This is a genomic window from Nostoc sp. (genome assembly GCF_036916655.1).
GTDB lineage: Bacteria > Cyanobacteriota > Cyanobacteriia > Cyanobacteriales > Nostocaceae > Nostoc.
Genome location: NZ_JBALFY010000101.1, coordinates 292685 through 319501, shown reverse-complemented (window position 1 = coordinate 319501; position 26817 = coordinate 292685). Strand labels below are relative to the sequence as shown.

17 protein-coding genes are annotated in these 26817 nt (G+C 38.7%); 10 read left to right on the top strand and 7 right to left on the bottom strand.

All coding sequences use genetic code 11. From position 1 onward, the window contains the following. Positions 1-201: 201 nt before the first annotated feature. Positions 202-978: an ABC transporter ATP-binding protein gene (locus V7L31_RS28805; protein WP_334699384.1), complete on the top strand. Its 777-nt coding sequence runs from the start codon at positions 202-204 to the stop codon at positions 976-978. A gap of 105 nt (positions 979-1083) precedes the next feature. Here V7L31_RS28805 and V7L31_RS28800 read toward each other — a convergent pair whose 3' ends face one another. After that, positions 1084-1746 (bottom strand): GIY-YIG nuclease family protein, encoded by a 663-nt coding sequence (locus V7L31_RS28800; RefSeq protein ID WP_334699383.1) that lies wholly within the window; start codon positions 1744-1746, stop codon positions 1084-1086. Positions 1747-1900: 154 nt separating this feature from the next. Between V7L31_RS28800 and V7L31_RS28795 the strand changes: the two genes are divergently transcribed. Then, positions 1901-2830 (top strand): carbohydrate ABC transporter permease, encoded by a 930-nt coding sequence (locus tag V7L31_RS28795; RefSeq protein ID WP_334699382.1) that lies wholly within the window; start codon positions 1901-1903, stop codon positions 2828-2830. Between the two features lie 24 nt (positions 2831-2854). Here V7L31_RS28795 and V7L31_RS28790 read toward each other — a convergent pair whose 3' ends face one another. Beyond that, positions 2855-8821 carry a translocation/assembly module TamB domain-containing protein gene (locus V7L31_RS28790; RefSeq protein ID WP_334699381.1) on the bottom strand — a complete coding sequence of 1989 codons (5967 nt, stop codon included), beginning with the start codon at positions 8819-8821 and terminating at the stop codon, positions 2855-2857. Between the two features lie 271 nt (positions 8822-9092). On the opposite strand from V7L31_RS28790, the gene V7L31_RS28785 reads away from it, so the two are divergent. The 8 genes from V7L31_RS28785 (at position 9093) to V7L31_RS28750 (ending at position 21342) form a co-directional block, all read left to right on the top strand. Then, on the top strand, positions 9093-9521 hold the full coding sequence (locus V7L31_RS28785; RefSeq protein WP_292853747.1) for a DUF3110 domain-containing protein: 429 nt from the start codon (positions 9093-9095) through the stop codon (positions 9519-9521). Positions 9522-9591: 70 nt separating this feature from the next. After that, positions 9592-10521, top strand: coding sequence for an N-acetylmuramic acid 6-phosphate etherase (gene murQ, locus V7L31_RS28780; RefSeq protein ID WP_334699398.1), 930 nt, complete (start codon positions 9592-9594; stop codon positions 10519-10521). 701 nt (positions 10522-11222) lie between these two features. Beyond that, on the top strand, positions 11223-12422 hold the full coding sequence (locus tag V7L31_RS28775; protein ID WP_334699380.1) for a response regulator: 1200 nt from the start codon (positions 11223-11225) through the stop codon (positions 12420-12422). Between the two features lie 496 nt (positions 12423-12918). Further along, entirely contained in the window at positions 12919-13281 is a 363-nt protein-coding gene (locus tag V7L31_RS28770; protein ID WP_334699379.1) for a response regulator transcription factor, read from the top strand. A 124-nt stretch (positions 13282-13405) separates the two neighbouring features. Next, positions 13406-13879 carry a chemotaxis protein CheW gene (locus V7L31_RS28765; RefSeq protein ID WP_334699378.1) on the top strand — a complete coding sequence of 158 codons (474 nt, stop codon included), beginning with the start codon at positions 13406-13408 and terminating at the stop codon, positions 13877-13879. Between the two features lie 117 nt (positions 13880-13996). Continuing rightward, positions 13997-17305, top strand: coding sequence for a GAF domain-containing protein (locus tag V7L31_RS28760; RefSeq protein ID WP_334699377.1), 3309 nt, complete (start codon positions 13997-13999; stop codon positions 17303-17305). A 31-nt stretch (positions 17306-17336) separates the two neighbouring features. Next, the gene (locus V7L31_RS28755) at positions 17337-17702 is read left to right on the top strand and encodes a four helix bundle protein (RefSeq protein ID WP_334699376.1); all 366 of its coding nucleotides are present in this window, start codon (positions 17337-17339) and stop codon (positions 17700-17702) included. A 10-nt stretch (positions 17703-17712) separates the two neighbouring features. Beyond that, entirely contained in the window at positions 17713-21342 is a 3630-nt protein-coding gene (locus tag V7L31_RS28750) for a hybrid sensor histidine kinase/response regulator (RefSeq protein ID WP_334699375.1), read from the top strand. A gap of 172 nt (positions 21343-21514) precedes the next feature. Here the strand turns inward: V7L31_RS28750 and V7L31_RS28745 are convergent, their stop codons facing one another. Genes V7L31_RS28745 through V7L31_RS28725 form a run of 5 tightly spaced genes read right to left on the bottom strand, consistent with a single transcriptional unit; the run spans position 21515 to position 26739 of the window. Beyond that, positions 21515-22582, bottom strand: a complete 1068-nt coding sequence (locus tag V7L31_RS28745; RefSeq protein ID WP_334699374.1) for a glycosyltransferase family 2 protein — start codon at positions 22580-22582, stop codon at positions 21515-21517. Then, entirely contained in the window at positions 22579-23343 is a 765-nt protein-coding gene (locus V7L31_RS28740; protein WP_334699373.1) for a glycosyltransferase, read from the bottom strand. Before V7L31_RS28740 ends, V7L31_RS28745 begins: the two co-directional genes overlap by 4 nt. A gap of 58 nt (positions 23344-23401) precedes the next feature. After that, positions 23402-24592 (bottom strand): hypothetical protein, encoded by a 1191-nt coding sequence (locus tag V7L31_RS28735; protein ID WP_334699372.1) that lies wholly within the window; start codon positions 24590-24592, stop codon positions 23402-23404. A gap of 57 nt (positions 24593-24649) precedes the next feature. Next, a complete protein-coding gene (locus V7L31_RS28730; protein ID WP_334699371.1) occupies positions 24650-25810 on the bottom strand; it encodes a glycosyltransferase family 4 protein in 1161 nt (386 codons plus the stop codon). Beyond that, positions 25807-26739: an NAD-dependent epimerase/dehydratase family protein gene (locus V7L31_RS28725; RefSeq protein ID WP_334699370.1), complete on the bottom strand. Its 933-nt coding sequence runs from the start codon at positions 26737-26739 to the stop codon at positions 25807-25809. Before V7L31_RS28725 ends, V7L31_RS28730 begins: the two co-directional genes overlap by 4 nt. Positions 26740-26817 lie beyond the last annotated feature (78 nt).

The following is a 26817-nucleotide window of genomic DNA, read 5'->3' as shown; positions in this document are numbered from 1 at the left end:
ACTCAGAGGTGAAACGCTGCTGCGGCCACGATAGTTTAGGGGTAGCCCTACGCAAAAATAGCTCGATGCCAGGTTTATTTTTTATACTAAAAGCCTCTCTAATTTTATTAGAGAGGCTTTTAGTTTAATTAGTGTTTACTTGAAGTTCATTAACTTTTAAAAATTGTTGTTTACTACACCTTTAATTTTTTATTTTTTGAAATGCCACTCGAATTACAAAATCTCACAGGCGGTTACGCCTTAGTGCCAATTGTCCAAGAGATTAACCTCACTCTGCAAACAGGAGAATGGTTGAGTTTAGTTGGTGCTAATGGCTCAGGTAAATCGACTTTACTCAAATTACTGAGCCGTATTCTCTCGCCACAACATGGAACAGTGTTACTGGATGGTAAAGCAATTCACTCTCAACCTCCAAATTTAGTTGCACAGAAGCTAGCATTATTACCGCAACAACAAACAGTTCCCGTTGGCTTAACAGTGCGACAATTAGTAAGTTTAGGACGCACGCCACATCAATCTTGGTGGCAATGGGAATTAAATGCCCAAGATTGGGTAAAAGTTGAAGCTGCAATTAAAAAGACGCAATTAGAAAAATTAAGCGATCGCTTAGTCGAACAACTTTCAGGTGGTGAAAGACAACGAGCTTTTTTAGCTCTAGCACTGGCGCAAGAACCCAAAGTTCTATTATTAGATGAACCGACAACTTTTTTAGATATCAACTATCAATTGCAACTATTGGAACTGCTCAAAGAACTGAATCAGCAGCAGGAATTAACTATTGTCACAGTTTTACACGAATTGAATTTAGCCGCTCGGTATAGTTCACGCATTGCATTATTAAAACAGGGTCATATTTGGGAAGTTGGTACACCTGAAGAAGTTTTGACACCAAATGCGATCGCACAAGTTTTCGGTGTAGAATCAGTGATTATTCACACACCTGTTGGATTACAAGTCTGTGCTATTTCTGCTGTTTAAGATTCTACTCTGAAAGTTTTGATCGTAACAAGGCCTTGAATACCCTATCCTGTAAAGATATGGGATATTCAAGTGGGGAAATAACAAGAGGACTGAACACTTATCCTAAAACTTGGTTTCTTGTGTTTGTGCATCGATAATCACACTCCAGTCATCGTTTTTCACAGCACCTTCAAGCTGACGCTGACGTTCGGCTTGACTTGCATCTGTTGTTTCTAACTCTTTAGAAAGGGTTGTATCAGCCATTGCTTTCCGCAATTTTAGCTTTTTATCCTCATAGGCTTGACGTTCTGCCTCCGACATTACCGCCTTAGTCGCTTCGCCTACTGTACTAGCCCACATACCACTTTCGGAAGCATTACCAGGTGGCCTACTTTCGAGTTCTGCTATCCATGCATCTCGTAAATCTTCCATTTCTTGACGCTTGGGGAACTTGAATGATTGCACACGCACAAAAGCACACTTTTCCTTACCATTTTGGCGAAGATGACTGTTGAGGGAAAGCAACACATTTCGAGAATAGCCAATGTACTGGCTGCGGCGTTCTGCGTCCAATACTGCATAAACACCAGCAATTTTTGCGTTCTGAGTAGCTGCACTCCAAGCTTCAAGATCAATGATTTCAGTACCATTGTTTGTCAGTTCAGGAGTTATACTCACCTCAACGGCAGCGTGTTCGTCTTCAGAACTGTACAAAAATTCATGTAGTCCACGGTGGTTTATGGGGACATTTTGATGTTCAATTGGTGGATTGTGCTGAGTTTCCATCGCAGTTTATCTCTGAATTATTAATTAGCAATGCATACGGCAAGCGCGAAGCGCTACGCAAGCAAATATATGCCCTTAAAATATTGAAGCTTAAATTTACTCACATCTCCAAATTCTTGTTCTGAAAAAGCAAAAAATAACTATTAAACTTCCGATGAATCAATTAACACCTAAGAGTTGGATGTTCATCAAACAGCGTCTAACGCCTTATTTATTTTTACTACCCGCCTTGATTATTTTAGGGTTAACTGTCTTTTGGCCTGCATTGCAAGCGTTTTACCTCAGCTTTACCAGCTATGAAGATATTGCCCAGCCGCCACAATGGATAGGTTTCGCCAACTTCCTCAAGCTTTGGAAGGATGCAGTTTTTTGGAAAACCTTGGAAAACACTTTTTTATATCTTGTGGGCGTAGTACCAATTTTAGTAATTGCTCCCTTAGTGCTAGCAATTTTGGTAAATCAAAAACTGCGGGGGATGAATTGGTTTAGAGCAGCATACTATACCCCAGTGGTAATTTCAATGGTGGTTGCGGGAATAGCTTGGAAATGGCTGTATGCAGAAAACGGATTACTTAATCAGTTATTTAAAGCTTTAGGTATTTTTTCAGAAGGTATTCCTTGGCTAACAAGCCCAGTAAAAATTTTTGGCATTGTACCAATTTCTCTTGCCAGCGTGATGGCTGTCACGGTGTGGAAGGGATTAGGCTACTACATGGTGATTTATTTAGCAGGGTTGCAATCAATTCCTGCTGATGTGTACGAAGCCGCAGCCATCGATGGCTCTGATGGTATCAGCAAACATTGGGATATTACCATACCTTTGATGAAGCCTTATTTAGCGCTAGTGGCGGTGATTTCAGCTATTTCTGCGACCAAAGTGTTTGAAGAAGTCTACATTATGACTCAAGGAGGGCCACTCAATAGCTCAAAAACTATTGTTTATTATCTATATGAGCAAGCCTTCAACAACTTGGAAATTAGCTATGCTTGCACAATTGGGTTAGTGCTATTTTTGATCATTTTGGGGTTATCGATTTTGCGATTAGTTATTAATCAGCAAGGGGATGATAATATCACAATCTGATATTGACTTATTTGAGAGGGGGATTTAAAACCGATTTTGATATTCGACGACTGCACGACTGTCATCGGTTAAGTTAGTGGAAGCACGAACACGAAATTGGTCGTTTATCCGGTAATTAACACCCCATTGGAATGGGTCATTTGTGGTCAAAATTTTGATGCTGGAAACGGATATCTTAGAAGAAATATCAACCCCAGCCTCAGCTGCTAATTCCAAAGTTGAATTGCTTCTTCCTGCTTCGGGATTCTCAGAAATAACGGTAGGAAATATCCGCAATTCACTTAAGCCAAAGGTACTGCCAATCTGGTTGAAAGCTGACTGAAAATTGTTGAATACAGCCGAACCTGCGATGTTAATAAGACCTAAAGTACTGTCTGCACGCCCTTGGGTGTCTACAAATCCACCTCCTAAAAGAGCAACAATTTCGGTTTGACTACGTGACGGACTACTTGTTAATTCTAAATTTTCATTCAGTTTGCTCGCTAAACCGTTGATAGTGGCTTCGACTCGAACACTCTCTAAGGCTGATAAACCTGTGGCATTTACTCGTCCGAAATCATTACTTTGAGTTACATCCAGTACTTTGGCAAATAGCCGAATATCTAAGTTGGGGTCACGGGGTTGAGAAGGACTAAAAGTTGCGGTGTGTTTATAGCCATGAGCAAGGTTAAATTGGGTAGTAAATAAATTGACTCCACCTTTTTCTAACTCAATAGTGCCATCGGGTATTGGTTGATTGATTGAGCCGTTAACTATAAGATTACCAGTGGCGCGGAAGCTGAGAATAGGGGCACGGGTAATTTGGACGTTTTTACCTAGTTCCAAATCTAGATTATTAAATCTGGCGTTCGCATTTCCCGTCCCATTCCCAATTTCCGGTTTGCTCTGCTTATCGGCTTTTGTCGGTGATACACCAAAACTACTGTTATTTGCAGATGTCGTGGCGTCGGTAGATTCTGCTAGCAATACCTGACCATCAAATAAATTTACTCTACCGCCAATCATGGGGTTAAGGGCAGAACCAGTAATCTGCAAATTGCCACTAGCACCTCCCTGGTAAAGTCCTTTGAGATTCAACGCTAGCTGATCGAGGTTAACAGTCAGGGGATTATTAATAGTCACATTTTCATTGTTGAAAATGGAAATTTCTCCAGCAGCTTCTACCTTCCCACGGCTAAATCTACCCTGAAGATTTTCTACTGAGATGCGGTCAAAATTAAACAGTACTCTACCCGTGACACGTCTCAACTTACCTGGCAATGCCTGGGCTGAAAAAGTAGCATTATTGACAGTAGCAATTCCATCTACTTGGGGTTTTTGCAATGTTCCTCGCACCTTGAGGTCTACTTCTCCTTCACCTTTCTCAAATATCACTTGATTAGTCAATGCGTTTAATAATGCCAATCCCTCGTTTTCTAACTTCATATCCAAACTGATTTGTTCACTGTCTGGTGCCACAGAAGCAAAAGGCAATTTATAAGGTATGCTGCCAGTAATATCAACAGGTTTTGGGCCGGCAACTGCTACAGTACTACCAAAGTTTAAGCGTCCGTTGGCATAGCTGAAACTTGCTGTTGCTGACTCTATTTTGCTCTGATTTAGCATTCCTTCTGTGATTTGCAATTCTCCTCTAGATTGGGGGTTGGCAATACTACCTGCTAAAGCTGCTGTAGCGTTAAGATTACCTGTGATTCCAACTGGCAATTTGACAAAATTATTCAGTACTTGTACCGGAAAATTATTCACCCGCAGCTGACCAGATTGTTCATCACCGCCAACGTTACCCGTGAAGGCAATTAGCCTGTTTTGAGATTCGAGGCGTAATGGTCGCAAACTCAATACACCGTTTTCAAAGTTGCCTTCAGCAATCACTTTGTCGGCAGTATAAAAACGATTTCGTTCTTCCTTTTTACCCCAGGCAAATTTTTCTCCATTCAAATTAAATTCCACTGATAATCCATTGGCTGTAGCTGTATTTACAGCCACTTCTCCATTGAAAGTCCCCTTTAAGTCTGCCAAATCTGGTATGGGAGTGGAATCAAGTCGCTGTTGTTCCTGTTCTGCTCGCAGGGCTTCAATTTCAGAAAACCGTTGGATTTGGGTTAATAAGGGTTGATTTGGCGCTCCTTGAGGGGTGGTGGTTAGATCCGCTGCTGTGCCGTAGATTTCTGCGGAACCACCTGGCAAATTTTGTAAATCAAATACTTTTGCCACAGCTACAACATCTTGGATCTCACCCTGCTTGACATTCAGTTTACCTTGTAGTTGAGGGCCTTTCGGAGTTTGATCAAAAGTGCCGACAAGGGCGTAGCGGCTGCTGCCTTTGACAAATTCACTACTTGCGAGTGTGGCTTTACCTTTACTGTAGCGGAATTGAGCAGCTATTCGATCGCCTTTAACTCGGCCAATTTGCGGATTAGCGATCGCTAAATTCCCCGTTGTTGCCAATGTCTGCTGATTAAATAGTAAATCCCCAGTCAACAATCCAGCGATCTTACCAGCACCCAATCGAGTAATTGCTGGCGGAGTCAAATTCAATATTTGTAAGGGGAAATTTGCAACTTTTAGTGCCCAATCATTGCCTTGAACATTACCTGTGGCTGATGCTTGCTGCCATTTGACTAAGAAAGATTTCGGGCGATTATTGGCATCTAAATTGAAGGACAGGCGATCGCTATTTCCTGCTAAGTTCAAATTTAAACCGCGTCCCTGTGCGGAATCGATGTTTCCAGTTAACAACGGCTCAAAGGCAATATCTTGAACAACTAAGTCTCGTAAGTTAATTTGCCCCACCACATTTGGCAAGGGCAGCTTACCAGTGATTTGACCACTAAAATCTACTCTCCCCGCCACAGCAACCTGATTAGGAAGATTGATTGGTAACTGTTTTAAGTTGTAATTCTGCGCCTGGACGTTGAGATTTAGGGCAGTAATTTCCGGTATGCCTGCCTGTTTAGCATTGGCTAATATGTTACCAGTCACACTTAAACCGGGAGCAGTTGCTCGCTCAATGGTCAGCCTTTCACCACTCCAAGCGATCGCAGCACTCAAGGGTTGCTCAAGACCAGGAATACCTTGAGATAATTGCACCTGCCCAGCGGCACGCACATCAGCTAATTTGGACGATCCTAGCGTGCCAACTAATTGCAACTGACCGCCAAACTGACCCCGTAATTGCTGATTTAACCGATTTAATTCCACACCGCCAGCATTAACTACAGCTTGATAGCGACCATTAGCGACTTGAATATTAGAGGCTGCGATCGTTCCACCTGCAACATCTAGCCGCCCCTCACCACTGGCTTGAATAGTTTGTGGTTGAAAAGATTCAACAGAACCCGCCACATTTGCTTGACCAGTTAACACTCCCTGGAATTGTTTTGGTACTGCTGCCAACTTCTGTAACGGTACATTATTTGCTTGAACTTGCGCCCGGTATACACCATTAGCCACTTGGATATTAGAGGCTGTAATCGTTCCACTTCCAACATTTATCCGCGCTTGACCCATAGCTTGGATAGTTTGCGGTTGGAAGGATTCAACAGAACCCGCCACATTTGCTTGACCAGTTAACGCTCCCTGGAATTGCTTTGGTACTGCTGCCAATTTCTGCACAGGTACATTTTTAGCCTGAACTTGCGCTTGATAAACACCATTAGCTACTTGAATATTAGAGGCTGTAATCGTTCCACTTCCAACATTTATCCGCGCCTGACCACTAGCTTGAATAGTTTGCGGTTTAAAAGAATCAACAGAACCCGCCACGTTGAACTGACCAGTTAACGCACCTTGGAACTGCTTTGGTACTGCTGCCAACTTCTGCACAGGCACATTCTTAGCCTGAACTTGCGCCTGATAAACACCATTAGCTACTTGGATATTTTTAGCTGTAACCGTGCCACTTCCAATAGCAAGGCGACCTTCACCACTGCCAATGAGGGTTTTGAGGCTGAAATTCTCTCTATTGCCTGCGATTTGGAACGTTCCACCCAAAGGATTATTTAAAGCTGGGGGAGACTGTTTCAAGATTTGTCCCAGCCGCACATTATTAGCTACAAGTTGAGCAGAAAAGCTTTGCTCTTGCAGTTGGATATTAGAAATTGCAACTGTGCCGCCACCAATTTGAACTCCTGCCCCATCACTGCGAACCGTGGCAATTTTAAATGGTGCTGTGCTTCCTGAGAGGAGGAGACGACCATTAAACTGTGCTGCCGCCAAAGAGACATTTTGCAGTTGACTTTTGTTTACAAAGGGTTCCAATTTTACCCCAGAGGCAACAGCCACAGCTTGCCAACGCTCATTGGCATAACTACCAGTTGCCCGGACTGTACCACCACTGACATTTAGAGCTACATTGCGGAAAGAGAGGGTGCGATTTGAAGCAATTGCAACTTCGCCAGTTCCGGGGTAAGTTCCGTTAGGAGCTTGAAATCGTACCACAGTTTGAACACTGGTGGGAGCGCCAGTTAGTTCGGCTGTAGCTGAGACATTACCAATTTGAAAAGCGGGTGTTGTTTCGTAGACTTTTGCGATCGCATCCCCTGGAACATTTTTGGCAGCGAAATTTAAATCCAGTCGTGGGCTTTTACCAAGTTGAATTGTGCCCGCGCCCGTAATGTCGCCACCAACTTTAGCTTTACCTTGAATATCTTTCAGGGTAATTAAAGAGGAACTAGTAACAAGCTCAAATTTACTACTAATACTATTAAAATCAACTTTATCAATCCGAGCAGCTTGGATTGTGGCAACTGAGCCAGAGAGAATTGGCTCTTTAGTTGATCCGGTAATTTGTAAGTCTGCTTGTACTTGTCCTGCGATCGGCACAGGTAGTTTTATCTTGAGAGTCTCCTGGGCATTGGCCAAACTTACCGCATTTACACGCGCTGCCAACTTAAACCCTGCTTGAGTGTCGATGATTCCCGTAGCCACTAGGGGAATTTTGCCGTAGTTGCTAGTAACATTATTTAACTGCAACTCCGTTCCTTGGAAGTGCAGGTTTCCTTGACTATTGCTCAACAATTGCGGGACTTTGGGTATTTGAAGTGTTACCCCTTGTACAGCAGCATTGCCAAACAATAAAGTTTGCTGTCCTGGCGTCAACCGAACCAGCAAGTCGCCATTGGCTCGACCTGCCTGTAAGTTCACCGGTAACTTAATCAAGCGAGTAATATCCGCAGCTAGCAAGTCTTGTGCTTGCACCTGGAAGTTCCCTGCTAGCACCCTGGAACGCGTCTCTCCCTGAATAGAAATGCTGCCACCACTATCTGCTTGACCCCCAACTTCAAACCGGATCAATTGGTTGTTCGCGAGGAGTTGGGCAGATCCGTTGAGTTGAGAAAATGTTACGGGCAAGTGCTGAGTGTTGTTAGCGTTAGCGTGCCGTTGAGCCAGTGCTGAGTTAGAAGTTGAGTCTTCTCCACCCCCTTGCCCCTCTGCCCCCCTGCCCCCCTGCTCCCCATCTCCCCTCTCCTGCGGCATCAACGCCAGCTTGGCATTGCGAAACCGCAGATTTTCCAAATCGGTTTTAATCGGCCCGCCTTCACCTGACGACGCGATAGTAGTGGAAACCCAGCGCCCTTGGTCATCCTGTTGAATATAAATATCTGGGTTGACTAAGGTGACATCTAGCTTCAAGTGGCGGTTAAAAATTAGTTGTGGCAGGTCAAAACCCACCTCCACAGATTCCACTGTGGCCCGGTCTGGATCTGTGCTTGTCGCAGGGATAGCGGAAGCCCCAAACTGCACTCCCGTCAACGAAAATTGTGTGACTTTTCCCAGGTTTATCGGACGATTGAGTGTAGTCGTGAGACTTTGTTGTGCCAAGGGTGTTAACTCTGTTTGGACAAAAGTCCACAACCGCCAAATACCGACAATAACTCCTAACAGTAAAAGTCCGCCCAAGGCAATGCTACCCCGACTCAACACCAGCAACCACATACGCTTGCGGTTAGGGTAAGAGGAGTGATGATCTTGATTGGGAGATTTAATCATTTGCTTTCACTGTATTAATTGCCGGATGTCGCTGGCACACACAAGCATTAACTGGCACATTGATTCAGTATGCCATTTCCAGGATACGCCAACTAAACCTAAGGCCTCATTGGTTAAGTTACGGTATTTGCTCGATCTAATCTCGATCTAATACTTATGCTTAATAATATTGGCGTTTTCAGGAAAATCTGAATAGAGTGAAAATTGTTCCTGTGACTTCCCTTGAGGCACAATCTCGAACTTTAATATAAATAAACCTTAAAAAGGACAGATGATTACACCAATGCGTGTCTTTGTGTTAATTTTTAATGCTCGAACGGAAAATGAGGGGATTCACACGATTCGGGAGGGCGATCGCAATAAAATTCTGATGTTCGAGTCAGAAGACGATGCGACGCGCTTTGCCCTAATGTTAGAAGCTCAAGATTTCCCCGCACCAACACCAGAACCGATCGATGCTGAGGAAATCAAGGAATTTTGCGAAAGTGCTGGATATGAATGGGAAATTATCCCAGAAAACAGCAATTTAGTTGTCACTCCCCCAGAACTGAATGTAGAAGAAACTGACTGGCAAGCAGATGCCAAGAAGGAGGATACTGTTGAAGACACCTTCTTGCTCAATCAACAGCCACTAGAAGAACCAGAATTGTCTGATTCTGAACTAGAGAAGATTCGTCGCAAATTGGAAGGATTGTTGTAAATGGTCATTGGTCATTGGTAACGGACAAATGACTAATGACAAAGGACAAATGACACAAGACAAAAGACAAATGACAAACTTGCAGGAACGCGGACATCTTTTAACCGAGCTGGTAAATTCTAATAGTCTGAACTTAGACCAGCTCAGTTCTCTGGAATTAGTGGAGTTGTTTAATAACGAAGACCAAAAAGCTGTGGCAGCAGTTGCATCGGCGAAAGTTCAGTTGGCTGAAGCAATTGAGTGTACCGCAGAGCGTTTGCGCCACGGAGGACGCCTATTCTATATCGGTGCAGGGACAAGTGGCAGATTAGGGGTGTTAGATGCTGCTGAGTGTCCACCTACTTTTTGTACACCCCCAGAATTGGTACAGGGGATTATTGCTGGTGGTGCTGGCGCACTGGTACGCAGTTCTGAAGATTTAGAAGATAGCATCGAAGGTGGTGAAAGTGCGATCGCTGGACGACATGTTACTCAACTAGATGTCGTAGTTGGCATTACTGCTGGTGGAACAACGCCTTATGTCCACGGTGCGCTTCATGCTGCTCGTCAGCGGGGAGCCACAACTATTTTTATCGCCTGTGTTCCCGCTGAACAAGTTAGCTTTGATGCCGATATCGATATTCGCCTATTGACAGGGCCAGAAATAATTGCCGGTTCAACTCGCTTGAAAGCTGGTACAGCCACTAAATTAGCTTTAAATATCCTTTCTAGTGGTGTGATGGTCAAACTAGGCAAAGTTTATGGCAATCGGATGGTGGATGTGGCGGTAACAAATCAAAAGTTACGCGATCGCGCTTTGCGAATTTTGCAAGACCTCACAGGTTTAAGTCGAGAAGCTGCTGGTTTTTTACTAGAACGCAGTGGTAAATGGGTTAAGCTGGCGCTATTGATGCACTGGACTGGTTTGGAAAAAGATGAAGGCAATCGACTGCTTTCAGAACACCAAAGTAATCTCAGAGCAGCTGTTGTGAGCTATCAAAACCACAACCAACTTGAATAAATTTTCCTAAATAAATATTAGATATCTAATGAATAAGAATGTAGAGGCATAGCAGTGCTACGTCTCTATAAGTTTTGTAGATAAAGCATATTTCTGGAGATATCTACTCTATAATATGACCGCTACTTGTCTTATTAGTGAGCCTTTTTCAAAAAAATATTTCTTAAAAAAGCTGACATCAACTAAATGTATTAATAATTGCAAACTTAAATAAATATTTTTAACATACATTGCTAATTTCAATAACTCAAGCACGACTCTCTAGAGAATACTAATATATTTTAAACAAAAATTCAGAACTTATACGGATATGATTTTGTATGAAAATTATTAAAATGATATATCAATACTCAATACTTCATGATGTGAACGATGGCAACCTCCTTTAGTCATAAATGTTAACAGAATTACCAAAAAAGTAAAGTCTGCCAACCAAAACTAGATGCTAGGTAAATTATTTACTAGCAACATTTTTGCTGTCTTCCCATCTCCCTTGCTTTTAATAATCTTGATTTAGACTATTATGTACCAAATGCATTTTGTACTTATTCACATATTTACTGAACACTAGTGTGGCGGAAGTGTTGCCTGACTTTAACAATAAATTTGAATAATTTATCAGGTTAATTGAAATGCTAGCTGGATTTATGCCTTTCTATACCAGTTTCGGTTTTAATGGCTTTTAATAAAAGGAACAAACTATGCTCCATCAGGAACTTATTTCAAATAACCTAGTAAATGAATTTAAAACTTGCACTCAGTTGCAATACAATGGCAAATTAAATATTAAGAGTTCAAAGGGCAGTCAATGGACTTTTTACTATCGGTTGGGACGAATAGTTTGGGCGACAGGGGGAACTCATCCCTTCCGACGTTGGCGTAGACATATAGCTCAAAATTGTCCCCAAATTGATGTTGATAAGTTGCAGTTACGTGTGCAAGACCTATCAATTGATTACTGGGACTATAAACTGATAGAAGTCTTTTATAAAAAACAGAAAATCCAGAGGGAACAGATTCAATCTATTGCAGAAAATACGATAGCAGAACTATTATTTGACCTAGCTTTACAAGGAAACTTTGCTTCTATTAGTTGCAATCGCAGCCAAGAAGTTATCTTAGAAACCCCAATGAGCTTCACGAGTGCAGAAATGTCTGTAAAACACATGCAGGACTCGTGGAAAATTTGGTCGGAAGCTGGTTTAGCAAATTTTTCTCCTGACTTGGCACCAATTCTCCGACGACCAGAACAACTTGAGCAGATGGTTAGTCCATCTGTCTACAAAAACTTTGTAAATTTAATCAATGGCAAATTCACTCTGCGAGATTTAGCCATGAAAATGAAGCAGAGTGTACTACCACTCACTCGTTCGTTGCTTCCTTATATCCTTAAAGGAATCATTGAATTGATAGAAGTACCTGACTTGCCTTTAGGAATTACTGAAGTTAACAATAACTCTACTAGCACACAAGCAAAGAGGCGAATTGCTCCACTAGTGGCTTGCGTCGATGATAGCCCTCAAGTATGTAAAATGCTAGAGGATATTATCACTTCCAATGGCTTAAGGTTTGTCAAAATTCAAGATGCTGTACAAGCGTTACCAACCCTTATTCAGGATAAACCAGACCTGATTTTCTTGGATTTGATTATGCCAGTTGCCAGTGGTTACGAAATTTGTACTCAGTTACGACGAATATCTACATTTTCCAACACGCCAATAATTATATTAACAGGCAGTGACGGTCTGTTAGATAGAGTTCGTGCTAAAGTAGTTGGTTCTACAGATTTTCTCACTAAACCTGTAGTGTCTGATAAGGTAATGAGTATTGTCCGCAAGTATTTGCCTACATCAAGTGTATCCACTGACAAAAGTAAATCTAGTTTAGAGGTTTGTAATTAGGGAGAATTAGAGACGATTTTTGATTCTGCATTCTTCCTCAAAACTTATAGACTTTTCCACCTCAGTAAAAATTAAATTATTGAGGTATAACTATCTTTGATTTTAGATTTACTCAAGCAATCAAGTCACTGGCTATGTCAATTAATTTTAGATTTAAAGATTTATTTTTGCGTTTAAATTCACTTACTTTCAGGTATTTATAAATTTTTAATCTGCAATCAAAAACTCGATGATAAAATCATCTTACATTTAAATATATATTAAGTTATGTTGATTACGTACTTTTTCTGATGTTGATATATAAAGATTGAATCAAAATTAGACAAATACAGAAATTTGTATTTATAGCAGTCCTATTTGATTTGTGAAATAGTGGTTAGGGCAAAAGGAAAGGGGTTAGGGCTAGTCTCTAGTCCCTTCCATGTCTTTTTTGAATAATCATTTAGGATCTATATATTTTGTTTACATTTTGAGAAAAAGTTAACGAGTAATTGCCATGAATACTGTTTTAGTTGTTGAAGATGGCTTAACAGATATGGAAATAATCAGCCGCTACTTGCAACAGGCAGGTTATTCTGTGATTAGCGCCACCAGCAGTGAAGAGGCTCAAGATAAAATAGATCAAAACAAGCCAGACTTAATATTTCTTGATGTAATTTTACCAGGTAAAAGTGGCTTTGAAATTTGCCGAGAACTGAAAAATAATCCTAACACTAGCAACATACCTGTAGTTTTTTGCTCTACAAAAAATAGTGATGTAGATAAAATTTGGGGTAATATGTTAGGCGCTGATGGTTATCTATCAAAACCAATTGATCGAGAAGAATTAGCGGTAGTTTTAAAGCGATTACTTAATTAGTACAAATTTCATAAATCAACAAATACTAAAAGTGACTGTTTATCAAATAGAACCTCTGTAAGAACAAACAATAACTGCAAATAGTGGCGTAAGATAAATAATCAAGGACAAAGGATCAATAGCTTTGGAAACCCAGGAAAAATTTTTAAGTTTTAATTTGGGAGCAAGTGATACAGCCGTAATTTCGTTACAACACATTACAGAAGTTTTGCAAGTATCATTACCAGAAATATGTGGCGTTCCTCAGATGCCAAGTAGCGTCTTGGGTATTTATAACTGGCGTGGTGAGATGCTTTGGTTAGTTGATTTAGAGGCAATGTTAGGTTATCCTCCAATTTCTCAAGGGACAAACTTACTTTCAAAAATGATGGCAATTGTTCTGCAAAATAAGGGTAAGTACTTGGGATTATTGGTACGACAACTTATAGATATTGAATGGCTGGATACTAAAGAAATGAAGCCAGCAACGGCGGAATTATTTTATCCTAAAATATCACCTTTTTTACAGGGATATTTTATTAATGATTCAGAGGATATGATTTTTAATTTGGATGCCAAAACTATTATCCAAGCTCCAATATGGAGTATTCATAATTGAGTATTTAGTAATGAGTAGGTATGTTAAAAACATCTAATCATTAATGAACAAATACCATAACATTCTTACGTGCCACGGATCAAATTATTACCCATCACATTTTTTGAGGTTAATCAGATGACATTTTTGTATAATAATAGCCATGAGAGTGAGCCTCTAATCTCGGAATTAGAAAATCAGAATGGTAATGCCAATATAGCGAATATTGCTAGTAATGAAATATCTTTATTAAATGCGATCGCTCAAGAATTTAAAACTTGGCGACGACAGTTACAAGACATTTCAAATCACATGCGTCAAGCGCCAGACTTTGATACATTACTCAAAATAACTGTAGCGCAAATTAGAGAAAAAATTGGCTGCGATCGCGCCTTAATTTATCACTTTACTTCTAGGGAATCAGGTAATGTTTTAGCAGAATCCAGAACACTAGGTTGGACACCAACTTTAGGCGAAAATATTCCCGGAATTATTTTTGGCTTATATACTAACCAAGACTATATAGAACCTGTAGTTATTGATGATATAAATCAGATACAACTTACCCCTTATCAAAAACAACTCCTAGAAAAATTTCAAATTAAAGCGAGTTTGAGTTTACCGATTGTAGTAGAAGGTAAAGTGTGGGGTTTACTAGCAGTAAATAATTGCTACTCAACACGACAGTGGCAAGAAGTAGAAATTAGTCTGCTATCTCAAATTACAACAGAACTGACTTACAAATTACAGAGCTTTGAATTCCAAAAAGAACAGCAACAACGAGTACTAGCGAAAAAATCAGTATCTAAAGTCGTTGATAAAATTCTGCGGGCATCAAATGTCGATAAGCTTTTTCAAACAACCACTCAAGAAGTACGTCAAATACTAAAATGCGATCGCGTCGGAGTCTATCGCTTCAAATCTGACTGGAGCGGTGAGTTTGTTTCTGAATCAGTGGGTAATGGCTGGGTAAAAATGGTAGGCCCTGATTTTTATATGGTCTGGGAAGATACCCACTTACAAGAGACTCAAGGAGGACGTTATGCCAATGGTGAAAGCTTTGTAGTCAATGACATTTATCAAACGGGCCATGCTCAATGTCACATTGACATTTTAGAGCAGTATGAAATGAAGGCTTATATCATTGCACCGATATTTGCTGGAGAAAAATTATGGGGTTTGCTGGCAGCTTATCAAAATTCTGGGCCTCGTGATTGGCAACCTTGGGAAGAAACCTTTGTAACTCAAATTGGGTTGCAATTTGGTGTGGCTATCTCACAAGGAGAATATCTGGAACAAGTGCAGACAAAATCTGACCAACTAGCTCAAATAGTTGAACAAGAGAAAGTTTTCACTAAGATAGTCAACCGCATCCGACAATCTTCAGATGTAGAAAGTGTCTTCAAAACAACCACTCAAGAAGTGCGTCAATCACTACAATGCGATCGCGTCGCTGTCTATCGTTTTAACCCTGACTGGGGTGGCGAATTTGTGGCTGAGTCTGTGGGTACTGGTTGGACAAAACTGGTAGGCCCTGATATCAAAACCGTTTTGGACGATACCTACTTGCAAGAAACTAAGGGAGGTAGGTATGTCAGAGGTGAAAACTTTATCGTTAATGACATCTATGAAGTAGGGTTAGCTCCTTGCCATATTGAAATTTTAGAGCAGTTTGAAGCCAAAGCTTACATCATTGTTCCGATATTCTTTGGGGATAAATTGTGGGGCTTGCTGGCAGCTTATCAAAATTCCAGCGTCCGTGAATGGCAAAGCTGGGAAGTGAACTTTTTGGTTCAGACTAGCTTGCAATTTAGCCTCGCTAAATCACAGATAGATTATTTAGAATTAGTGCGGGTGAAATCTGAGAAACTAGCTCAGATAGCGGAACAAGAGAAAGCTGTCACCAAAATTAGTAACCGCATTCGGCAATCTTTGGATGTCGAAGAAATCTTCAAAACAACCACTCAAGAAGTCAGACAATTACTAAGATGCGATCGCGTCGCCGTGTATCGTTTCAACCCTAACTGGAGTGGTGAATTTGTCGCCGAGTCCGCAGGCCATCTTTGGGTAAAACTGGTAGGCCCCGATATTAAAACCGTGTGGGAAGATACCCACTTACAAGAAACTCAGGGAGGTCGATATGCTCAAGGAGAAAACTTTGTTGTAAATGACATCTATCAGGTAGGTCATTCTCCTTGCCACATTGAAATTTTAGAGCAATTTGAAGCCAAAGCTTATGTAATTGTTCCTGTATTTGCTGGAGAACAATTGTGGGGATTGCTGGCAGCTTATCAAAATTCGGGAACTCGTGGTTGGGAAGAATTGGAAGTAACTTTGTTAGCACGGATTGGTAGCCAGCTAGGACTAGCATTACAACATACCGAATATTTGCAACAAGTCCAAGCGCAGTCAGCAAAATTAGCAGAAGCAGTAGCACGAGAAAAGGCAGCCAAGGAGTTACTACAACAACGATCTATTCAACTCTTAAAAGCCCTTAGACCTGCTCTCAACGGCGATTTAACAGTACGCGCACCGATTACAGAAGATGAGCTAGGCACGATCGCTGACGCTTACAATAATACCTTGCAAGCGCTGCGGCAAATCGTTATTCAGGTACAAGGGGCTGCTCAACAAGTTGCCCAAACTTCTAGCAATAGCGAGGCTTCATTAGCGGGACTGACCAATCTAGCGCAACAACAATCTGAGGAAATTACCGCAGCTTTAGGTGACATTCAACAGATGGCAGACTCTACTCAAGCCGTAGTGGCCAATGCAGAGTTAGTACAACTAGCAGTGCAACAAGCCAATCGAACTGTCGAGTCTGGCGATACCGCCATGAACCTGACTGTAAAAGCCATCCAAGGAATTCGCGAAACGGTTGCTCAAACCAGCAAAAAGATTAAACGCCTCAGTGAATCTTCGCAAAAAATCTCCAAAGTGGTGAATTTGATTGGTAATTTTGCTACACAGACAAACGTACTAGCTCTGAATGCAGCTATTGAAGCGACTCGTGCAGGTGAATATGGCAAAGGCTTTGCAGTTGTAGCTGATGAAGTCCGTTCTTTATCTCGCCAGTCAGCAGCAGCAACCATCGAAATTGAAAAATTAGTCCAAGAGATTCAAGCAGAAACCGGGGAAGTTGCAGTAGCAATGGAAACTGGTATTCAGCAGGTAGTGGAAGGGACAAATCTTGTCAGTGACACTCGCCAAAACTTAAATGCGATCGTTTCTGCAACTGCCGAAATTAGTCAGCTAATCGAGCGAATTACCGCAGCGACTCAAAAACAAATGGCGCAATCTGTAACAGTAACTAAATCAATGCAAGATGTAGCAGGAATTGCCAATAAAACTTTTGCTGAATCTCAAGAAATTGCGACTGTGTTCCAAGATTTATCAGGAATGGCGCAAGATTTATTAACAACTGCCGATAAATTTAAAGTCAAATGAATTTTAGATTTTAGATTTTAGATTTTGGATTATGAATAAGGAGGATTTTAAGCGGAGAACAAAGCAGCTAGCATTGCGAGTAATCCGCTTAATAGAAGCTCTTCCGCAGAGCCGAACGGCAGATGTAATTGGCAAGCAGCTAATCCGTTCAGCAACATCTGTGGGATCTAACTATCGGTCAGCTTGTCGTGGTAAATCAACCGCCGATGTCATTGCTAAACTCAGCTTGGTAGAGGAAGAAGCCGATGAAAGTCTTTATTGGATGGAACTTATTGTTGAGGTTGGTTTATTACCACTGGAAAAAGTGAGCAATTTGATGTCAGAAAACACCGAAATTCTTGCAATGACAGTTGATCAATTAAAACTTTACGTAACAAATCCAAAATCCAAAATTTAAAATCCAAAATATGATTACAGATAGCGAAATTCGCGAACAAGGATACATCTACTTTCTGGCTGAAGCCCCAGAATTAGTCCAAATTATTGAGCAAGAACTATTTAGCTTGTCGGAAGGTTATAGTACTGCTAAAGTTCACAACTTAATGCGAGCTACTCATACACTTAAAGGTGGCGCTGCTAATGTTGGGCTAGAAGTAATTAAGATGATTGCCCATTTTTTAGAAGATGTCTTTAAGTCTCTCTATAATCCAAAAGTGGTAGTTGATGCTGAATTACAAACACTTTTGTTACAAGCTTATGAGTGTCTGAGCATTGCATTAAATACCGAACTAATAGGTAGTACTGTTAACGACCAAGAACTTATCCATCGAGCAACTTCAGTGTTTTCACAGTTACAAGAAAAACTGGGTGATGCTTTTGGTGCTGAATCTCAGATTCCCACTTCTGAAGAATTAGGATTTGATATTGTGGAGTCGGTTTTTGAAACGGGAGTAGAGCAACGTTTAAATAGCATTGCTGACGCTGTTAAAAATCCACCTAATGATGCTGAATTAATTGAGTTTTTACAGTCTCAAGGCGAGGTATTTTTTGGCTTGGCGGAATCTCTAAATTTACCTGGGTTGGGAGAAATTGCCCAAACCATTCTATCAGCATTGCGAGCAAATCCTACCCAGGTACAGCAAATTGCAGAAATTGCCCTTGCAGATTTACAAAAAGCACAAGAATTGGTACTAAAAGGCGATCGCACATCTGGTGGAGAACCTTCTCCAGATTTGCAAAAACTCGCAACAGTGGTAAGTCATGAGTTATCTGAAGAATTACAAAATAATTCGTCTCCTGGCATATATATCATCAATGAAGAACAGTTTTACCAGTTTCTTACGACATCTGATAACAATAACAAGGAATCGGTTAATCCCACAACTGCCAAGTTTTATTTAAAAGTAATTCGCTACATTTTTGGCTGGTTTAATCACCAGATGCTAATCCCCGAATCAGAACTTAATTTGACATTACTGGTTCCCACATTAGAGAGAAAAAGTCTACTTAATTACATCGAAACCTGGCTGAAAAATTTTCTCGATTTTGTTCAAGATGAAGAAGATAGCCCAAGTCTTTGTATTTATCGACGTGGGATCATCTTAATCATCCTATTTGCAGTTGCAAAGTTTCAATATTCTCTGAAACCATCTGACAGCTACCTCTCAGGAATTAAAATATTACAACATCAAATTTATAAATTAGCAAAAGAATATAAAAATTATCCTCCTGTGACTGGCGAAGAAAAAAATTGGTTGGATAGTCCTAAGCTACAAACACTATTAGTGATTAAAGAGATATCTCAACCAACTGATAACTTGCTAGAAGCAATCTGGGGAGAAGAAGCTAATCAAAATCTTGCTGTTGAAGTCGTGAAGACTCAGACTAATGATTCTTTAGGAAAGGTTGATTCTTTAGCCGTCAGTGAGCAGTTAGTTGCAGATGTTCCTGAAACAGCTATTGAAGTCATGCCTGATATTTCTACACAAATCAATAAAGAAATAGAAGATCAATCACAGTATGTTCAAACTAAAAATTTTCGCCAACCTTCATTTATTCGGGTAGATACAGAAAGACTGCAACACCTCAACTATCTAGCAGGAGAATTACTGATTTACCAAAAACGGCGTAGTTTGCAAGATGAACAAGTCAAAGAAATAATTGAGCAATTAATCAAGCAACTCAATAGACATCAAACAACTTTAAATGAGTTACGTGATTTACCATTACAAATACAAAATATTACTTCACAAGAAACACAAAGTTTTGCAGTGAATTTTGACTCTTTGGAAATGGATGTATATACAGAGTTTCATCTGACATTGCATGAAGCAATAGAAGAGACACTGCAACTACAAGAAACTACAGAATCTCTTGACTTGCTTGTGACACAAGCTGCTCAAATTAGTGACAAACAAGAGAATTTAACTCTTAATATTATAGATAGCTTAGTAGAGGCACGAATGTCGCCTTTGGGCAATATCTTGAATCGCTTCCCTCACATGGTAAATAAGTTAGGGAATGTTCATGCCAAACTTGTAGAATTGAAACTTACTGGTGGTGAAGTACTGGTAGATAAAGCGATCGCAGAAAAGCTCTACGATCCCTTGTTACACTTAGTACGTAACGCTTTTGACCACGGTATTGAAACTCCACAAGTGCGCCGACAGCTTGCTAAACCAGAACAAGGTTTAATCGAAATCTGCGCCTATCATCAGGGTAGCCAAACTATTATCGAAGTTCGTGATGATGGTCAGGGACTCAATTTAGACAGAATTCGCAGGAAAGCTGCTGAATTTTATCCCATACAAACTGAAGAAAAAACTAGAGCTTATGCTTCTAATCTAGCTGAACCTGAACTTTTAGATTTGATATTTTCGCCAGGATTTTCTACTGCTAATAAAGTAAGTGAAATTTCTGGGCGCGGGATGGGTTTAGATATTGTCCGTACTCAGATGCACGCGCTTAACGGCTCTATTTCCGTTCAATCCTTACCCAACCAAGGAACAATATTCATACTCAAAATTCCTTTTTCTATGACTACAGAAAAGTTAATGCTAGTTCAAGCCAAAGGTGTTGTTTATGGTTTGCTTTTGGATAGTATCGAAAAAATAGTGATTCCCTCTGAACAACAGATTAAAGAAATTGAAGGTAAAAAAGTCTTACTTTGGAACACAGACAATGATGAGACTATGGTCAGCCTCCGTCAACTTTCAAAGTTGATTGATTATAATGATTCATTCTTGAATAGTACTACTCCATACAATACATCAAATACTCAAGACTCAAGTGTAGCCAAAAATCCTGTACTTTTGCTCCGACGAAATCAGGGAAAGGTTGCTTTAGAAGTTGACCAAATAATTGGTGAACAAGAACTAGTAATTAGACCTTTAGGAAATGCGATCGCACCACCAAAATACATTTATGGTTGTAGTAGTTTAGCTAATGGCAATCTCATCTTAATAATTGATGCTTCGTTGCTAGTAAAATCTAGCGATATCCAACAAACAACACTTAATATCAGAGCGCTACCAGTTGCGTCAGCTTCTTCCGCCAATCAAAAAGTCTTGCCGATATCAGGACATACTTTTTCATCTACACCATTACTTGCTGCATCGACTTCCACAACAACTATAGAAACCATAGAAACCCAAACAACTTATTCTCAAGGGCCAGATCATAAATCACCAAAAGTTGTTTTAGTAGTAGATGACGCAATTAGTCTTCGGCAGACTCTTTCTCTAACTCTGCAAAAATCTGGCTATCAAGTAATACAAGCTCAAAATGGTGTAGAAGCTCTAGAAAAGTTACAGTTACATCCTGAGATTCAAATTGTCGTCTCAGATTTAGAAATGCCACGAATGAACGGTTTTGAGTTATTGAGCAATTTCCGTCAATACACAAACTTAGCAAAAATACCTGTGGTGATTCTCACTTCTCGTAGCGCTGAAAAACATCGCCAACTTGCCCAAGAATTGGGTGCAAAAGCTTACTTGACCAAGCCTTTTTTAGAGCATGAGTTTATCTCTAAAATTAAGGAGTTAATTAACAGTAAGACAGATCGTTTAGACAATTTACTAATAGTCGCAAATCATTGATATTTTGAGAAATGCCATCGTTTTGACTAAGTAGGTGGATCTAAATAAATGACTATGTTGCGTAAGCTAGAAGCTTTCTGGAAGTCTTAGAATTATAGTGTAGAAAAAGACTACGGTTAATCTGTGTAAAACACTAAAAGTCAGAAGTTTTGAATTTGCTTTGGTTTTTTGATTACCACTTACTTATTCTTAAAACTCTGGATCGGATTATCTGATAAGTATAGCCAGAAAAGTGCGCGAACGGCATAGTTAATAAAATTACTGCACAAAACAACCAGAGATAAATATTAGAAGGATAATCTTGTTCATTCCCTCGCCACACTTCTGATTTCAGCTTTTTACGAAATTTTAATTTGATGCGTAAACTTTCCAGCAAGGGAAAAAGTAAGCTGAACAGAATAATTTTTCTTATAGGTAAACCTAATTGAGGAAAAATAATATCAATTAGTAATATTAAAGCTGTACTTGATATTACTAAAAATGGAAGCTTACCCCGAAGTTGAAAATTAGATTTATGCTTAACAGTTGTTAAATAACGTCCCCTACCGTACTTAAAATACTGAATACAGATAGATTTCCATGTCTTTCTTGGATAATACCAAACACCAATCTCTGAGCTTATATAGATGGCTTTTTGGCTTTTTTGAAGGAGTTTTTGATTTAATTCGGCATCCTCATTTGTAAATTGTGAAATATCAAATCCAGAAACATCAAGTAGTGTCTTTCTCCAGAAACATCCTAAATAAACAGTATCAGCATAGCCATTGTAATCAGGATCTCGATATTTAGCACCACCACTACCTAAAAAGCTTTTAGATGCTAGTGCAACACTTACTTGAAAAGGAGTTTTAGCTATGAAACGCTGCGCCCCACCGACATTGAGGGCCTCCGATTTCAATAAAACCTCTACGCATTTTTCTATGTAGTCAGTTGCATAATCTGAATGAGCATCAGCTATGATAAAAATCTCACCTGTAGATTCTTGTAAAATTAAATTTTTACCAGCAGCTTGTATTTTTAAAGGATTATGTATAAGTTTAACTCTCGGCTCTACTAATGACAGGTTGTGTACAATCATTTGAGTATCATCAGTACTACCACCATCAGCTACGAATATTTCAATTAAATTAGAATATTCTGTTGCTAAAAATTGTTTGATAACATTTTCTACAGTTAGTGATTCGTTGTAAGTAGGGATAGCCAGAGTTACAGTAGGGTGCTTTATATTTGCAGAAATCATAAATATAACTTGATTGGTATCAGCAAAAAACGCTTAATTGCTTTAATAAAACAAATAGTGTCAATTATTAAGTTCTGATTATCAGTGAGTGGGAAGTATTTTTTCCGCAGCCTTTTCTGTGTAATATAACTTTGAAAAACTTTTATAGACGATATACCAGTCGTGTCATAATATGAAATTGGAAATCTTAAAAGATATGGTTGAGAAATTAAGGAAGCTCTCACATTAAAATCATAATCTGCTTCTAAATAAAGCTGCTCATCATATAAGCCTACTTGTGACAATATTACTTGGGAAAAAATAGTAGATTGATGACATATAGGATTTCCATATAAAAATAGTTCCTGTTGCCATTTATGATACTGCTTAATATATCTTTTCAAATATTTTCTCCGGCTAAGTGAAATAGTTTCCCCGCTAGCCCAAAGCCATTCATTATTTTTATACGACTCTACCACTTGAGCAATAACTTGGCTATTCACAAATAAATCGCCAGCATTTAAAAACACTACCAAATCACCTGTTACATAACGAAGACCTTCGTTAAAAGCTGCTGTAATACCAATACTTTTTTGAGTATAGACTTTAAAAGTCTTATTATGAGGGAAACTATCAATTATATTCACAGTCAAATCTGTTGATTGACCATCAACAATTATATGATTAATTTGACTATATTCTTGCTCACTTACACTCTTTAAAGTTTGACAGATATGAGACTCGGCATTTCTAGTTATAGTTATTACATCACATAAAATCATTGAAATTTTAACCTCACTATTAGTTATTTAGATAAAAAAATTAAAATTTTATTTTACACTATGTTTTAGATTCAAGACAATAATGCTTGCGCTCGCTTTTAACAAAATTGAATTCAGTAATTTTATATTGTTGATTTATTACATAAATCATCGTAAAAAATAAAGTATATTGAGAAATTAAAAATGAGCCACTAGATAGCAAACCTAAAATATATACAACTACAAATATTGGTTTATTTTTTACTTTTGACAATAAAATCCAAACTAAAAAAGAAATTAAAATAGTCATTCCAAACAATACTCCATAACCACCTACTATTATAGTAATGGCATCTAATCCACCAGATTCACCAGTTGAGCTAGGAAGAAAACCATTGCCCATCGGCTCAAGCTCTAAAAGCAAAGTAATACTGTTTTCAATATTTACCTTTCTATCTTCAAATGCTGGAAGTATCTCTGACATAGAAGTTAAAATCGTAGAAAAATATTGATTGAATAAATATAAACTTAAACTTAAAACTATTACATATAAGAATCTTCTAAAAATTTTATCTTTAACAGATGCAATTAATTTAATGATCAAATAATTTATTAAAAAAGCATAAGAATATTTAGAGCCAGAAATTAATATTGTTAATAGCGTCAAAATCTGAATGATAAAAGTATTTTTTGAGCGATTTTCTGGAGAAATTTCTGCGAGAAATATATAAGAAGAACACAAATAGAAAATCAGAGGAGAAGATTCATTAAAAAGTCCACTAAATCTATAGGTATAAGGTAAGATTGAGGCAGGAAGCACATAACCTGAATTTACTTTAACAGGTAAATTAGAATGAATCATTGCCAGTGTTTCTAACCCAATATTCATCAAAATTGTTTGCAATACTGAATAAAATATATTTGCCAAAGTAAATACTTTAATAAAATTTACAAATAGGTCTAAATTATTACCCATTATTTGAGCAAATATTATTAAATATAAAAAACTTGAGATATAGCCAATATCAATCAAACTGTAACTCCTGTTTGTAAGTAAACCTAAAATTGGGGTTATAAGGCATATTAATAAAGCTACAACAAAAACAAATAAATCTTTTTTAACCTTTTTATTATTTATAAATGCATACCATATTAACAAAGGTAATCCTAATATTCTAGACTGAAAATATATGCCAGTGAAAGGATAAGATAATGAGAATGCAGGGAAAAAAATTAATATAATATTTATATATAAAAGTATTTTCATCATTTTTATTTAAAAACTCTTTTTAAACTTTTAATCAGAAATTTAATTTGAAAACTATATTTATTCATGCCATTTCAAATTATTTGCTATTTCTAAGAAACGCCTACCATAAGCTTGAGTAGCATCAAAATTATTTCGTATAGCGGCATTTTCTTTTTCTAGATTTATACCAGACTGAAAATTATCCAATGCTTCAGATATTAATGATGCTAACTGTTCTGGATTGTGTCGTTCAAAAAATAATGTGAAAGGTGGATTTTGTTCTAAATGAACTGGGAAATCAGAAACTAACATTGGCTTACCTAATGCCCTAGCATCTTCGATGACAGTACTCCATCCTTCAAATAAAGAAGGTTGAATAACTGCTAAACACATCCTCATTAATTGGATCTGGTCAATCCGAGGAATTAATCCTAAAATATGTATTTGTTTACTAATCTCTAGCTTTTCAATTTTATAACTTAATTCTTTAAAACACTCATAATTATCTTTACCATTAAAATTACCAGTAAAAACAACAGTTGGGTAAATTTTATTTTGCTTTAGAATACCTAAAGCTTCAACAATTAAATCATGATTTTTATGTTTCCAAAATTGATTACTAACTAGAAAAAAGCTATCAGGTAGTCCATATTTTTCTTGAATGAGTTTTGGATTCAGTTCAAAATACTCTGGCTGTAAATAACTAGTAAAATTCATCACTTTAGTTCGTGATGCTGCTTTAGGGAAAAGACGATGAAAGTCTGATTGCGCCATTTGACTGCTCAAGACAATTACAGGAGCAGAGTCAGCTATCTTTTGATGAAGGGCATCACGTTTATTAATCTCTTCTTTTGAGAAAAACTCTGGAAAATAATGATGTTGAAAATCAGGAATCCAACTTCCCCATGAGTAGGGAGATATTGAACCTACATAAGTTGGATATAAAAAATCTATTTTCAAAGGATTGAAAATCTGAGGAGGTAGAAAGACTAAACGTCCTGCTAAACTATGACAAATTTTCAAATAAAGCTTTCCAAACATATAAACTTGATCAACATACGGCAGTATAGGTTTAACCAAATTTAAGTCAGATGATAAACAAACTATACTTAGTTTTGTATTAGCCCTTTCTGCTAATGATAAACTGGCGATCGCACGAGCTAAATTTTGTATGTAAATAGCACCTCCCATCCACCCAGAACTACCTGCCATCCAAAGAGAGATATGCAAATTTTTCATACTCCTACAAGCTCCGCACGACACCAATTTGCAAATGTTTTTACACCTCGTTCTAAGGGTACAGAGGCAGAAAACCCTAAAGCGGCTAACTTTGATGTTTCAGCACGCCAATTGAGAGGTGTACCAATTGGAACAATACCGTCAAACTGAGGAATACCCTCATACTCCAAAGTATTTAAAACTATCCCGCTTAATTCATAAATACTGACTTCTCTACCAGAAGCTAGGTTGTAAGCCTCTCCCTGCATTGGGGCAGAATTAGCTACCACCATTAAAGCTTTAGCAATATCAAGAGCATGGATAAAATCACGGCTTTCTTGTCCAGTGCCATGCAATGTGACAGAGTTTTGAGTAATAGCTTTCTGGCAAATATCCCAAAGAACCTGACGACGTAAGCCCGGCCCATAGGCAGAAAAGATGCGTAAACTGGCAGTTGGCAAGTCATAAACTTTAGTGAATTCGAGACATAACTGCTCACACTGCTGCTTGTGAAAACCGTAAGGAGAAAGGGGAGCAAGAGATTGTGTTTCGCTTACTGGTAATGACTCTGGATTACCATAAACTGCTGCGCTAGAGAGGAAAATGAATCGACACTTAGGAGTATTGAGGCGTAAGGCATTTAGAATTTCAAATGTCAGAACTGTATTAGTGTAGAAATCAGCAATAGGATTATTCATAGATAAACCCACAGAAGCACGACCAGCACAGTGAATGCAAACTTCAGGCGAATGCTCTTTTAGTAGGTTATTCAATGTTATGTCTGGCAACTGCAAGCAGTAGTAAGCTGACAAGTTGGCAATAGGTGCATTCTCAGGAGGAGAGTTATCAATACCAATAACAGACCAACCTTGCTCTGAGAAATAACGAGCAACATAACGACCAATGAAACCAGAAACCCCAGTTATGAGGATTGATTGATACTGATTCATTATTGTTTTACCGCTAAAAATGTGTAAAAACGACCAGCAATATTTGATTGATCAAAGGTATATTTACAAAGTTTTTTT